Raw genomic sequence first — 12183 nt, 5'->3', positions numbered from 1 at the left:
CATGTTAGTTATTCGGTCAAATATTATCATGTCATCTAGATAACGTCAATAGGTTTCCGCACACAAAGCTTGTCCCGTCCTTTAAACGGTAAGTTGTTTTTCATAAATAGAAAATAAAAAGGGAAACCATGAAAGATTCATAGTTTCCCGTCATCAATGATATCGATCTAAGAGGTCCGCTCTACTTTTATAGAAGATGTCTTGTCATTAAAGTCATTACCGAGATAGGAAGTATCACCCAGCAACACTTTGGTTGCTCCCCGAAAATCGCCATGCTCATAAAGGGTGACCTTGTGGCCGCTCGGTACTTTTAGTGAAGAAATCGAGTCGTTGGGGATTCCCTTAGCGACTAGATCGCTTACGCTATAACTGCCAACATCCAGGCTGACAGCGGCCCCCTTGTAATCGGCATCCCTATAAACTACAGGTATTCTTTCAACTTTGAGAGAGGACGTTTTATCATTAAAATCACCGAGAGATGCAACGTCCGACGTAATCACCCTTTGCGCGCCGCCAAAATTCAAATGTTCATAGAGGGTGACCTTAATACCAGGAGTTACCTTCAACGAAGAAAGCGTATCGTTTGCAATACCGGCCGCTACCATTTCATTGTAGTTGTAGGAGCCTGCCCCAAGTGCTACAGCATAACCCCCATAATTGGCGTTCCCATAGAAGATAGCCCCCTCCGAGATCGTGTCCCCATAGGTGACTTGAGGGAATTCCCTACGTGCCGCCTGATATTGGCTTTCGAATTCACTTGGCCAGCCAAAAGCAGTGACGGCCCGGGATTTCAAATCGGCCTTGGCCGCGCCACTCATAAAGTGTACATACTCGCCCATATTCATATTTCTCGTATACTGACCGGATGAATTTTTCGGGTAGTGTTGAGCTAACAACTGGAAATATCTATTCAGCACTTGCTTTTCTCCATAGTTACTATAAATCGGATAATACCAGTTTTTAAACCAGTAGGTTCCTGCTTGCGGGAAATTTTCCGCCTTGCTGGTGAAGCTATTGTAAATTCGCTGGGCTTCACTGTTTAATCCTAATGCTTTATATACATCATATTGATAAATTTCAGCCCACTTGCTGTCTCCCCACAGTCTGAAGGCTGGGGAACCCTTCGTGTCATTAGCCGCGAACTCCACGATATGGGCCACTTCATGAACCAGGATATCCAGATTCCAGCCGCTTGGACTTTTGAAGTCGGAGCCGCCGATATCGATGACATTGCGGTAGTCGTGGTCGGCGTTATAAGCGTAGCCCGGATGGCCGCCGCTATACTTTTTATTATGGACAATGACGTAAAGTCGACCATCCCCGCCCATGGAGCCATAAGTTTGCTTGGTATATCTCCATACATCGGCAGCCGTCGAGTAGATCCAGCCAATTTGATTCGGGTCGATATCATCATCTACATAAACCGCCACCTCATCATTATAGTACGCCAGCTTGAGCAACTCCTTATGCTCAAACCAGTGCTCTTGCCAGGTTGGGGGCGGAGCGCTCGCGGCCCTTGCCGGAGCTTGGGGAAGGGAACACAAAACGATGACCAACACCATAAAGAAAATCAATGATTTCTTCACAATACATTCCTCCTCGTTTGTTTGTTTCCTTGAATTTTAATAATTTGTAATATTATTACATTACATGACATAGATTAATGAATTTTGGTAGATAATGCAACCACAAAATAACTTTGAGATAATAAAAAAACATCCAAGGCTGATTAAGGAGGGAATCTGCTTTACTCGTATGATATTCATCCAGTTCAGCCAAACATAGCAAAAAAGCCGCATCGACATCCGATGCGACTCCTTTCTGAAATGGCCTTAAGAATAGCTCCGCAGCAGCGAATGGGAGCATGCCGTCTGAAGATCTCGCCAGCACCGGTTAACCTCGCTGTCTTCCATGGCTGCTGCCAACCCTAACAGCGGAAATAAGGCTTGACCGCAGGTTAACGCTGTTTTGGCTGCCCCAATGCTCGCAGCGGTTATTTCCGCTTCAGTGGAAGCCGATATTCCTCCTTGAAGAAGCAGCTCTCGCCAGGAGGCCTCAACGCTCTTGTAAAAGGTTGTCGTGAAATCCCGAAGGTAATCGGAGTGCTTTTTAAGTTTGTCCATAACGTAGGTCCCGCCGCCTCTCTCTACAGCCAATGCTTCAGCTGCTTCGAGGAAATGCTCGGCAATGCCGATAGCCACCGCCGCAAAGGACACCTGTGCGAACGGCAGGAATGGATAACGATAGATGGGTTCGTTCTCAAAACCCATTGTCTTGTCAAACATAAATGTCCGATGTTCCGGAACGAAAACTTCATCCGCGGCAATGGTGTGGCTAGCCGTCGCCCGAAGGCCGAAAGCGTTCCAATCCGGACGAATACGGATCTGCTCCGGATGAAAAGCAAAAGCACGTATCTCCTTCTCTACAGATGCAGATACTGTACAATCCGATTCAGTCGATGTCTCTGCAGCCTCGATTACCGCATTGGCCGTAAAGGTCGTTGCATAAGACGAGCCGCTGCAATATTTCCAGCTCCCGCTGACGATATAGCCTCCTTCGACCCGCTTGGCCGTCCCCGTCGGCATCCCGCTGCCTGCAATAACCGCCTCTCGCCGAGCGAAAATTTGCTGGCTGACATCGTGCTCCAGCAACGCCGCGAAAAATCCGCCGCCCGCTCCAATGGTTACCGCCCAGCCCAGATTGCCATCGATCCTGGAACATGCTTGAAATTGACGAGCAGCCTCCGGCAGCTCCGTCATTCTTCCATCCAACTGATTCGGAACGAACAGATGAAATAAACGCCGGTCGTAAATAAAATCAAGAACGGCCTTCGGAAACCTCCGATTCTTGTCCATGTCAAGTGAATGCTGCCTGATGAATTCGATTTCTTGCTGTGTATACGCCATAATGACCCCTCTCGATCGATTTTTTCAAACCTTCTCTCTGTTATTCCCTCATATTAATCTCCTTCATTGAGAGTGATTTCACTAGTAATATCAAGGTTTATTGTTTCGGAATGGAGTTCACCTTTATTATCACTCCATGTAATAGTTACTGTAGTATTCTCATAATTTTGTTTATCCTTGTTCAGCTCCTCATAGGAATATTCCCCTGTAATAGAACCGATGTTAAGATTCATTAGAATCGATATTGGGGCGTTTTGGGAACTAGCTATATTAGAGTATACAGTCTCATAATTGCCACTACTGTTCATTTCTTTAAATTCATATCCATAATAAGTACTATTCTCTATAACCTGTGGATCACCCTTGAACACCAATCCGCCATGACCCCGAAGTATTTGGCTTGGCGTGACTATAACTTGGTAATTTTTCATATCCCACATTTCTCCGTCACCATTGAGATTGTAAACTTGTATGGTAGTGTCCGATGGTTTATTAACATCCATAAAAAACACATAACTCCAAACAGCATTTGAAATAATTATTATACTCAATAACAGAACGATTAGTTTCTTCATTTCTACTCCTTTAGCGAGAACGAAATCGCAAAATCAGCAAGATAACAATTGAAACCATCATAAATGAAAGTGTGTTGGTCATTAAAAAAGCCAACCCTGTTCCTTCAACCACTAAACTGACTGCATAAACTTCCATAAGGCTGATTCCGAATAACATTAACAAATACGACTTCAAGCTTAAGTCTTTTACAGACCTGGTCTTAAAAATCTGAACAATCTGCGGTATAAAGCCTAATGAGAGTATAATTCCACCCGTCAATTGCATCACAGAAAAAATCATAATCCACCTCGCAGTTCAGCCTTTTTATAAAACCTATTCGAGATAACTCCCCTTCATTTTATATACTTAATTTCTTCATACTCTATTAGCCAACAGTCTCTAAATTGTCCTTCATGATATTCATGTTTCTCAAGATACTGTTTCTTTAATTTAGTTGTGTTCCGATTCCCCGGTTCCAATAAGACGGTTCCCCGATAAACTGATCCATTCCATAGATTTCTTCCTCAAAATCAGTATACTCATACTTTTTAATCTCTTCCTCATCTATCTGCGCACCTGAATAGATTGCTTAGTGTGATCAAACCCCATAAAATCCAAGTATTACTTTGAACTTCTTTCTACTCTTGGTCTGAATCTTGAACCCTTCTTTAAGATCAAGAATGAAGACAGTTCTTCTTAGCCAAAGCCTCAAATAGACTGACCTTAATCTAAACGGTCGGACTATGCCTTTCATTTCAGTCTCTGTTCCATCTTCATGCTCAATTTCCGTTCTGACCATCCACGTGTTGCCAATCCCTATCTCAATATACTTCTTCAATAAATCCTCTCCTGAGATTAATTATCTTTCATTTGCTTTTTTAGTAACATGATCTGACCAATATGATAGGCATTATGAATAGATAAATTTGAAACCACGCCCCACCAGGCAGCACCATAGTAATCAGGAATCACTTTAGTTAGCTTTGATTCTTCGCATTTTTCTAACGCTTCTATCCAACGACTAAATATATTTTCAAGTCTAATTAGTGTCTTCTTCCATTCATGTTCATTGATGCAATTTGGATCCAAATAAAAAGTTTCATCGTTATTAATCGTACTACTCATTATAATATTCTCAGTTTCAAAACGCTCAAGCCATCTCTCATTCCAAAAAATAAGATGATTCACAATGGACCATATAGATTGTTTTTCATCGCTTTTATAGGCTGCTTCTTTTGATGTTAAATCCCTTAATATTTCCTCAAGAGGAATGAACCAACTCTTATCGTTGTAACATGCAGTTATTTGGTCAATTAAAATCGATTTGTAGGCCATGAACATCCCCGTTTCTTAACTAATTCTCAAATCTGTGCTTTAAATAATACTTAATTCCTGCCCGGTCAACGTCTGAAAATTGTCTAGGATCTTCAATCATCAGTCTACTGACTTCATCAATGGGTACCCATCGTATATCCTTAGTCTCATCCCCAACTACTAACAGATTGCCTTCTGCCTTACATATAAAATACATCCCTACAGAATCAACCGGCCCTTTAATGGTTTGATATACACAAAACGGTTCCAGGCATTCCACCTCGAAATCTGGATTAATGCCCCGCGTATCCACATATTTCTGACTGCCTTCTACTTCTATAACAGTTAACCCCGTCTCTTCGTACACCTCTCGTCTCAAACCATCCAGGATCGGTTCATATAATTCTAATCTGCCTCCGGGCAATTCCAGTGCTTGCTCATTTATTTTATTCCGAGTTTGCACAATTATTTCAGTTGTATTGTTCACTTGACGTTCTACAAATGCTCTTGCGTTTACATAAAACATCTGCGAATCACCCGCATTTATTGTATTTTTCGTACAATCTTATATCAGTCTCTATTTTGTCCATGTTAACCCCTATTTTTCTCCGCTCCAAAAGATGTACAGTCAACGGGACATCCCAGGTTCTCGAATACTGCACGGGCCGCAGTATCTACTGGCAGGAAAACCTCAATTTGCGGATACAAGCTGCTTCCTTCAGAAATTGAAATCTGTCTGTAGGTAATCGGAACAAGCTCACCGGAGCTTTTCCTTTCGGCTAATATAGTCTGAGTATGGTCAGCCCCTGCCTCTGTATCCGGCACATCCAGATAGTCATCCACGTTATATTTTTGAACTCGATCAAACAATTTTTGATACCACTTATCATAACGCGAGAGCATGTGCTCCCTCTTGAAGGCACGTATCCCGTTTATGGCATGCTCTTCCCACTGCTCAAATGACGCTTTGTCGAAAGTGGAGCGAGGCCGTATAGGTAAGTCCGAATTAAAATGTAAATCGATCCTATTCATTAATCCGTCATATGAACGGTCGAAAGGGATATCAAACAATTGGCTAAACGACTCATTAAACCCCTTGATGTCCTGGGTGTGGGTTACAATCATCGCAGGAAAAGGAATGCCTTTCATGGTTTGCCGGGCCCGCTCCAATGCAAGCTCCAACGACCTTCCCTCCAATTCGGTCTGAATCGGAAGGTAACCGGCTGCCAACAGCAAATCATTGCGCTCATCGGATGTACACTCCAAATATTCTGCAATAGTTATCATCGTCTGACGAGCCGGTATACGGCGGGTACGACCAACCAGCAAGTTTTTATACGAAGGAAAAGCCTCGTCATTAAGCTCTTGTTGAGTAAATCGTTTCAAATGCGGGTTGGGTTGATAGGCAAGCGATTGCTGCCGTTTTATCCGCAGCGCTTCAATTTCACCCACGACAATTTTATGTCTTGAATTCTCCGCAGCTAGATCCATCTTCTCTCCCCCTCTTATGAAGTGTAGTTCTGCACTTGGGTATAACATGTATTTAAAGTATACTCCTCATTGAAAATGAAAAATATCTAATGGCACACCACCATACATGGAGGAGAAACCCTATGATTCGTACCATTGTAACTGATCCGCTAGCCCCGTCAAATTTGGCATTCAAAAAAGTTGCCCCCCCACAAGCCATGCCTTGGGAAGCACTTGTGCAAGTGAAAGCCTTCTCTCTCAATCGCGGTGAAATCAAAGACGCTAACGATTCGAAAGCTTCCAGCCGCCCCGGCTGGGACTTCGGCGGAATTGTCATCGAGCCGGCCAAGAGTGGCACAGGTCCGCAAAAAGGGGCCCGGGTTGTTGGTTTGCTCCCGATGGGAGCCTGGAGCGAGCAAGTCGCCGCCCCTGTATCAATGCTTGCAGAAATCCCGGAAAAGCTCTCATTTGCGGAGGCAGCAACCCTCCCCGTGGCAGGACTCACGGCTCTTTATGCACTCCGAAAAGGCGGCATGCTGCTTGGTAAGCGCATTTTCATTACTGGCTCTACCGGCGGGGTCGGGCTATTTGCCCATCAGCTTGCAACCCAATCCGGCGCATTCGTTGTAGGTACGGCAAGCACGGAAGAGAAGGCCGCGCTTGTTCGTGAGGCCGGTTCCGACGAAGTGATTATTGGATATTCCGCAATTTTATCTGCCCGCCAGTTTGGACCGTATGATCTCGTCATCGACTCCGTAGGCGGCAATACACTAGCGGCGTTGCTGCCGCAGCTAGCGCCTCAAGGAGTTTGCGTTGCGCTAGGATTCTCTTCTTCGAATACCGCGACCATCGATATGATGAATCTGGTGACCAGCGGCGGAAAAACCTTGTACAGCTTCTTCCTAGGTGAGGAGGCCACTCGTCAAGCAGTCGCAGACGATCTGAGTTTGCTGGCCCGGCTCGTCATAGAAAAACGATTGATTCCCCGAATCGAAGTGGAGGCTAACTGGAACGACATTGCCACCGTGGCTCGTGATCTCAAGGAACGGAAATTCTCTGGAAAAGCCGTTCTTCACATAGATTGATTGTCTAATGTTCATCTATAATTTCTTTAATTTGTTTAATATGCCTTTGTTCATGCACATACAAGGATTTCAGCCAATCAATTAATAGCATCTCTTTAAACACCGGGTGTGAATAATGCCTTCTACTCAGCACCGATGGATCTTCTACCGCATTTAAAAGTTCATGCAGCTTTTGTCTTGTGTTGTTTAAACTCTCAATGATCACCTGATACTCTAATAATTCATTGGTTGGTCTTGCAATTTCAGGTGCTTCTAATTTATTTCTTCGATCAAGCAGAAATTCAACCTGCTTGTTTTCTATAACTGAATCTTCCTTGCTCTTTAATCCCCTCCTGATGGCTACGATATATAACTCTTCTGTTTTAAAGAGGTGCTGACAAACCTGGCTAATACTCCAGCTTTCAGCATCTTTCCGTTTGTTTATTTGATCTCCGCTCAACCCGTCAAGAATTCCAAGTAATTCGGCTCTAGTTACTTCTAAGTTCTGATTGATTTCTTTAAGCTCCATATTCATAAATCCCCCTAACATTTTTTTTGCTAGTCCTGTTTTTCATCAAATTACCAAGAAACGACCCAGCCCATAGATAGCTCTTATCTTTGGGTGAGTCGTTTGGGGTCTTGGCTTCTACCATGATTATACATCTGATAACCTAATTCTGTTACATATCCATGTCATAAAGGAAGTGAAATTGTCGAAAATTGAAACCACCAATAATTTCTTCCCAGCGATACTTTAATTTTAGTTTATTTTTGATGGAGCAGCAATTGAAATTTATTAGTCGATTTGATTTGATCAATCATTTCTGTAATTGAATTTACTAAATATTTTGCATCCTCAAAGCTAACAGACTCATGTAAGCTAAGCCTAATGCTGCTCGATGCAATCTCTTCATTATGGGTCATTGCCATTAGAACACGGCTCGCTTTAGCCTTGGATGAACATGCGGATTGCGACGATACGACGATATTTTTCTTGGCAAGAATACTGATCATGATCGCAGAGGTAATTCCCTTGTTTTGGTAAGAAAAGTTTATGATATGCGGCGCTGACAAAGGGGGTTCAGGGGTATTTATGATAAGCTCAGGGATTGATTGTAGCTTCGAATAAATAAAATGATGTAATGAAGTTAGATACGTCGTCTTCTCAGCTTGTTCCGCAATGGATAATTCAACCGCTTCGGTTAAACATACTACTCCAGGGACATTGGTCGTTCCAGGCCTGTGCCCAAATTCATTATTTCCGCCGTACATAAGCGGCATCAGCTCCACACCCTCTTTTGCTATTAAGATTCCGATGCCTTTAGGTCCCCCCATTTTATGTCCAGATAATGTATACAAATCAATATCCTCAAGGTCTAAGTTTGCCTTGCCAAAGCCTTGCACACCATCGACGTGAAATTGAATGGCGGGTTTAGTTTTTAGCAGCCTTCCGATTTCATGAACGGGCTGAATCGTTCCCGTCTCATTATTCACGTGCATAATACTTACCAGCACTGTATTATCTTGAATAGCCTTTTCTAAAGCAGAAGGATTGACTACTCCCGACCTATCTACGCCTAAGAACGTTACTTCAACTCCTTCATCCCTTAATTGCTTGCAGCAATTGTACACCGACGAATGCTCAACTTCAGATAGAATCAGGTGAGGTATTTGACTGGTTCGCTTCATGTAGGCCCGAACAACCCCTAAGATCGCCATATTATTACTTTCGGTTGCCCCCGAGGTGAAAATAACTTCGGATGGTTTTACATGGAGTACATTCGCTATCCTTTCTCTTGATGCTTCAATTATTCGATTTACTTCAAATCCCATTTCATGTGTAGAGGATGCATTTGCATACAAATTTACGGAGCTGTCTATGAGCTTGTGAATGACCTGAGGATGCAGCGGTGCGGATGCGCAATAATCAAAATATAGCTTGTTCATAGGATCGGCCTCCCAAGTAATTGATCATATCCTTTTGCCAAACATCTTCAAGAACTTACTTCCCCCGCGGTGATGAATAAGCTCCATAACATCCACCGCGTTATAAGCTGCCCCTTTGCTGTATATACAGTGGCTGGTATCCGCGACAACACAAAATGGATAATCATAGACTTGAAAATCAAGCTTTGCTTGCTCGCGGCTAAGAGAGACAATTGAAATCTTCTGTTGGAAAAAATGGGCCAACTCTTGTAAATCCTCCTGATCAGCTGAGGAAAATAAAAGAATCTCCGTATTTGGTTCCCGTACTTTCTTAATTTCGGGCAATAAATCAATGCACCGTACACAATGCAGCGAAATAAAGAAAAGAACCTTCCTTTTTCTGATAGCACGTAAATTCAATGTCGCATTATGTTGGTTTATGTAGGCTTTATCGGGGATTAACTCTCCGATTTTTTGACCATTTTCTACATTTTTCACATTCGATTCCTCCCTCCAAACTAGCAATTTATACGTTACCTTTTTCGCAAACTCAAGTCAATATTATCCAATTCAATCATTTTAACCCTGGAATTCTCAAATCTCTGATGTTAAAAAATAGGGTGTTGACAAAATATTGTATGCGTTTTATACTCGGTCCAAGTTAACAAATATGGTTTAATTTAGCATTCAGGACAAAGAAGAGTATGATCGATCGTATCTCTTCATTTTTAATGCCACATGCGCAAACGATTGCGCAAAGGATGGGAGGGAATAGTTGCTCAATGCAAATACTGGACTTAATCCGAATGGTACTGTTTATGTTGCTAATGATCTCCGCCACGTTAAAGTGGGCAAGCATGAAATCTTTTCGCAGAACCTTAATGGCCCTTAATTTGCCTTATCCGCTTTTACGTCCGGGAGCTTGGTTGATTCCGTTATTTGAGCTGATGATCGGCATCGGGTATTTAAGCCACTCAACTCTGCTTGGTTCGGTAATCGCTTTCATTTGCTTATCGCTAGGTTTTTTATGGGCTACTTACACTGGACAAAAAACAGGCGTCCGCTGTCAGTGCTTCGGAAATTTGAGCAATGAACGATTCGGCCTCATTTCATACATAAGAATCCTCCTGCTCATTACGCTCAATTTAGTTCTTTTGGTAAACATCGCAGATATCACTACTTACGTAGCCTTTGACAACGTTCACGAAATTGCGGCGACTACTTTTCTCACCCTAGGCTTTCTGCTTGTTTTAAACCTATTCAACATTCAGTTAGAGTATCGTAAGCGCAAATCTGAAATGTAGGAGGACAAATATTGATGAGCAATACCATGCTATTAACTACCCTTTACGTCCAATGGATCCTTATTCTCTTGCTTTCGATCGGTGTCATTACCTTATTCAAGAAACATTTGGATATCAAGCTGGGCATGAGACATCATGGTCTAGAAGCAGGCGCCTCCTTTCCGATTGCAAGTGTCTCTGCTCTCTCAGAAAACAACCGCCAGATCGCTATTCAACAAGCGCAGCCTACGATATTTATTATGACGGCCATCGGATGCGGAGCTTGTTCAACCCTATATCCTTGTCTAAATCGCGTAGCTGAACGAAATCAAAATATTCACTTCGTGCTCATGGTTATGGGCGAACCCCAAGAGGTGATTGAATTAGCTGCGAGATATGCTCTGTCCATTCCTGTAGGCGTGCTGACTGAATCCATGATGGAAAGCTTGGAGACAACGATCTTTCCGTTTGCTTATGCTATATCGACGAATCACAAAGTCATCGCCAAAGGAACTATTAATACGGAAGAGCATCTTCAGTTGCTCCTGGACAGCGATGAATTCTTCGAGCTTGGACAAACCGCATAGTCAAAGCATTCTACCTACCTTTTGAAAGGAGGTGATAATATGGGTAACTGCCAATACAGCTACTGTACTACAACCTACTGTCCGGGCTCCACAACCAAAAAACTCCGTCATTACTACTGCGAAGGAACCATCTACTACAAGTGCGAATGCTAGAAAGCCCTAATACATGACGGGGAGGAGGATTTCTCCTCCCTTTATCCTATTGATATTACATAAGGAGCAGACTCATATGACCGTCACAAAGAAGACGAGCATGGCCGAGAATCTCAACACCCTTATACGTATCATTCCATTACTATGGAGAACATCACCGGGAAGATTAACCTTGTCCTGCATTTGTTATGTTATCCTTGCTTTCATTCCGCTTGCTCAAATTTGGATCGTCAAGGAAACCGTAAATACGATAACGAAAATCATAGAAGGCCATAACGAGCTCCAAATGGCTCTTTTATTGTTACTCCTGCAGTTTCTCCTGATGATTGGATCGGATGCCATTCAGAGTATTAACGAATATTTGGTTGTCCATTTAAAGCAACGAGCCGCCTTTTACATAGATGAGCAAATCGCGATCAAAGCTTCTCATCTGCCTCTGGTTTTCTTCGATAAGCCTGAATATTATGACCAACTGCAACGTGTATCGCAGGGCATGGCATTTCGGGGCCTGACGGTGATTAGTACGCTTATGCAATTGCTGCAGCAGGCACTAACCCTGATATGGTTCATCATTTACTTGGCGCGGATAGATGTATGGTTTGCGATCGTCATGATTCTCTTGTTCGTTCCTTCCTTAATTGTTAATTTGAAGATAGGACAGCGGCGTTATGCTCAGATGATGAATCAAACCGTTGCAGAGCGCAAATCCAATTACGTTATGGGATTAATGACTGGCCGCTCGGCAGCCAAAGAAATGAAGCTCTTTCGTCTCACCCCCTTTCTGCTGCAAAAATGGAAGCACCTCTATTGGAAAAATGCTAATGAGAAAGCCACACTAACCAAGCAATCTGAAACCAGCAGATTTTTGGCACAGCTCATCATTATATTGTCGAACATGATAGGCGTTGCTTATATCGTATGATGT

15 protein-coding genes are annotated in these 12183 nt (G+C 43.0%); 4 read left to right on the top strand and 11 right to left on the bottom strand.

From position 1 onward, the window contains the following. Positions 1 to 167 precede the first annotated feature (167 nt). The 8 genes from TX85_RS06100 to TX85_RS06065 all read right to left on the bottom strand — a co-directional run bounded on the left by TX85_RS06100 (position 168) and on the right by TX85_RS06065 (position 6266). Entirely contained in the window at positions 168 to 1586 is a 1419-nt protein-coding gene (locus tag TX85_RS06100; protein WP_049894827.1) for a beta/gamma crystallin-related protein, read from the bottom strand. Between the two features lie 246 nt (positions 1587 to 1832). Further along, positions 1833 to 2906, bottom strand: coding sequence for an acyl-CoA dehydrogenase family protein (locus TX85_RS06095; RefSeq protein ID WP_044478217.1), 1074 nt, complete (start codon positions 2904 to 2906; stop codon positions 1833 to 1835). Positions 2907 to 2959: 53 nt separating this feature from the next. Beyond that, a complete protein-coding gene (locus TX85_RS06090; RefSeq protein ID WP_044478216.1) occupies positions 2960 to 3481 on the bottom strand; it encodes a hypothetical protein in 522 nt (173 codons plus the stop codon). A gap of 10 nt (positions 3482 to 3491) precedes the next feature. Then, entirely contained in the window at positions 3492 to 3746 is a 255-nt protein-coding gene (locus TX85_RS06085; RefSeq protein WP_233500629.1) for a PQ-loop domain-containing transporter, read from the bottom strand. Between the two features lie 313 nt (positions 3747 to 4059). Then, positions 4060 to 4299: a DUF3977 family protein gene (locus TX85_RS06080; RefSeq protein ID WP_071784164.1), complete on the bottom strand. Its 240-nt coding sequence runs from the start codon at positions 4297 to 4299 to the stop codon at positions 4060 to 4062. 17 nt (positions 4300 to 4316) lie between these two features. Continuing rightward, positions 4317 to 4796 carry a DinB family protein gene (locus TX85_RS06075; RefSeq protein WP_044478214.1) on the bottom strand — a complete coding sequence of 160 codons (480 nt, stop codon included), beginning with the start codon at positions 4794 to 4796 and terminating at the stop codon, positions 4317 to 4319. A 19-nt stretch (positions 4797 to 4815) separates the two neighbouring features. Next, positions 4816 to 5301, bottom strand: a complete 486-nt coding sequence (locus TX85_RS06070) for an NUDIX hydrolase (protein WP_044478213.1) — start codon at positions 5299 to 5301, stop codon at positions 4816 to 4818. A 65-nt stretch (positions 5302 to 5366) separates the two neighbouring features. Beyond that, complete coding sequence (locus tag TX85_RS06065; RefSeq protein ID WP_044478212.1) at positions 5367 to 6266, bottom strand: hypothetical protein; 900 nt, start codon at positions 6264 to 6266, stop codon at positions 5367 to 5369. Positions 6267 to 6388: 122 nt separating this feature from the next. Here TX85_RS06065 and TX85_RS06060 point away from each other — a divergent pair, with 122 nt between their 5' ends. Further along, the gene (locus TX85_RS06060) at positions 6389 to 7330 is read left to right on the top strand and encodes a zinc-binding dehydrogenase (protein WP_044478210.1); all 942 of its coding nucleotides are present in this window, start codon (positions 6389 to 6391) and stop codon (positions 7328 to 7330) included. A 4-nt stretch (positions 7331 to 7334) separates the two neighbouring features. Here TX85_RS06060 and TX85_RS06055 read toward each other — a convergent pair whose 3' ends face one another. The 3 genes from TX85_RS06055 to TX85_RS06045 all read right to left on the bottom strand — a co-directional run bounded on the left by TX85_RS06055 (position 7335) and on the right by TX85_RS06045 (position 9733). Continuing rightward, positions 7335 to 7838 (bottom strand): DinB family protein, encoded by a 504-nt coding sequence (locus TX85_RS06055; protein ID WP_044478209.1) that lies wholly within the window; start codon positions 7836 to 7838, stop codon positions 7335 to 7337. Between the two features lie 236 nt (positions 7839 to 8074). Then, the gene (locus TX85_RS06050) at positions 8075 to 9256 is read right to left on the bottom strand and encodes a cysteine desulfurase family protein (RefSeq protein WP_049894826.1); all 1182 of its coding nucleotides are present in this window, start codon (positions 9254 to 9256) and stop codon (positions 8075 to 8077) included. Positions 9257 to 9280: 24 nt separating this feature from the next. Then, on the bottom strand, positions 9281 to 9733 hold the full coding sequence (locus TX85_RS06045) for a hypothetical protein (RefSeq protein WP_044478208.1): 453 nt from the start codon (positions 9731 to 9733) through the stop codon (positions 9281 to 9283). 206 nt (positions 9734 to 9939) lie between these two features. On the opposite strand from TX85_RS06045, the gene TX85_RS06040 reads away from it, so the two are divergent. The 3 genes from TX85_RS06040 (at position 9940) to TX85_RS06030 (ending at position 12180) form a co-directional block, all read left to right on the top strand. Beyond that, positions 9940 to 10539, top strand: coding sequence for a MauE/DoxX family redox-associated membrane protein (locus TX85_RS06040; protein WP_148444339.1), 600 nt, complete (start codon positions 9940 to 9942; stop codon positions 10537 to 10539). 14 nt (positions 10540 to 10553) lie between these two features. Beyond that, positions 10554 to 11105: a thioredoxin family protein gene (locus tag TX85_RS06035; protein ID WP_044478206.1), complete on the top strand. Its 552-nt coding sequence runs from the start codon at positions 10554 to 10556 to the stop codon at positions 11103 to 11105. A 229-nt stretch (positions 11106 to 11334) separates the two neighbouring features. Further along, positions 11335 to 12180 carry an ABC transporter ATP-binding protein gene (locus TX85_RS06030; RefSeq protein ID WP_044478204.1) on the top strand — a complete coding sequence of 282 codons (846 nt, stop codon included), beginning with the start codon at positions 11335 to 11337 and terminating at the stop codon, positions 12178 to 12180. Positions 12181 to 12183 lie beyond the last annotated feature (3 nt).

This window comes from Paenibacillus antibioticophila, assembly GCF_000455265.1.
Classification (GTDB): domain Bacteria; phylum Bacillota; class Bacilli; order Paenibacillales; family Paenibacillaceae; genus Fontibacillus; species Fontibacillus antibioticophila.
Note: the sequence above shows the minus strand (reverse complement) of the source record. Positions and strands in the feature narration are given on the sequence as shown.

What these genes read in the sequence shown, in the direction of transcription:
- TX85_RS06095 (WP_044478217.1), bottom strand. Translation starts at nt 2,906, where the DNA reads ATGGCGTATACACAGCAAGAAATCGAATTCATCAGGCAGCATTCACTT.
- TX85_RS06090 (WP_044478216.1), bottom strand. Translation starts at nt 3,481, where the DNA reads ATGAAGAAACTAATCGTTCTGTTATTGAGTATAATAATTATTTCAAAT.
- TX85_RS06085 (WP_233500629.1), bottom strand. Translation starts at nt 3,746, where the DNA reads ATGCAATTGACGGGTGGAATTATACTCTCATTAGGCTTTATACCGCAG.
- TX85_RS06075 (WP_044478214.1), bottom strand. Translation starts at nt 4,796, where the DNA reads ATGGCCTACAAATCGATTTTAATTGACCAAATAACTGCATGTTACAAC.
- TX85_RS06070 (WP_044478213.1), bottom strand. Translation starts at nt 5,301, where the DNA reads ATGTTTTATGTAAACGCAAGAGCATTTGTAGAACGTCAAGTGAACAAT.
- TX85_RS06065 (WP_044478212.1), bottom strand. Translation starts at nt 6,266, where the DNA reads ATGGATCTAGCTGCGGAGAATTCAAGACATAAAATTGTCGTGGGTGAA.
- TX85_RS06060 (WP_044478210.1), top strand. Translation starts at nt 6,389, where the DNA reads ATGATTCGTACCATTGTAACTGATCCGCTAGCCCCGTCAAATTTGGCA.
- TX85_RS06055 (WP_044478209.1), bottom strand. Translation starts at nt 7,838, where the DNA reads ATGGAGCTTAAAGAAATCAATCAGAACTTAGAAGTAACTAGAGCCGAA.
- TX85_RS06050 (WP_049894826.1), bottom strand. Translation starts at nt 9,256, where the DNA reads ATGAACAAGCTATATTTTGATTATTGCGCATCCGCACCGCTGCATCCT.
- TX85_RS06040 (WP_148444339.1), top strand. Translation starts at nt 9,940, where the DNA reads ATGATCGATCGTATCTCTTCATTTTTAATGCCACATGCGCAAACGATT.
- TX85_RS06035 (WP_044478206.1), top strand. Translation starts at nt 10,554, where the DNA reads ATGAGCAATACCATGCTATTAACTACCCTTTACGTCCAATGGATCCTT.
- TX85_RS06030 (WP_044478204.1), top strand. Translation starts at nt 11,335, where the DNA reads ATGACCGTCACAAAGAAGACGAGCATGGCCGAGAATCTCAACACCCTT.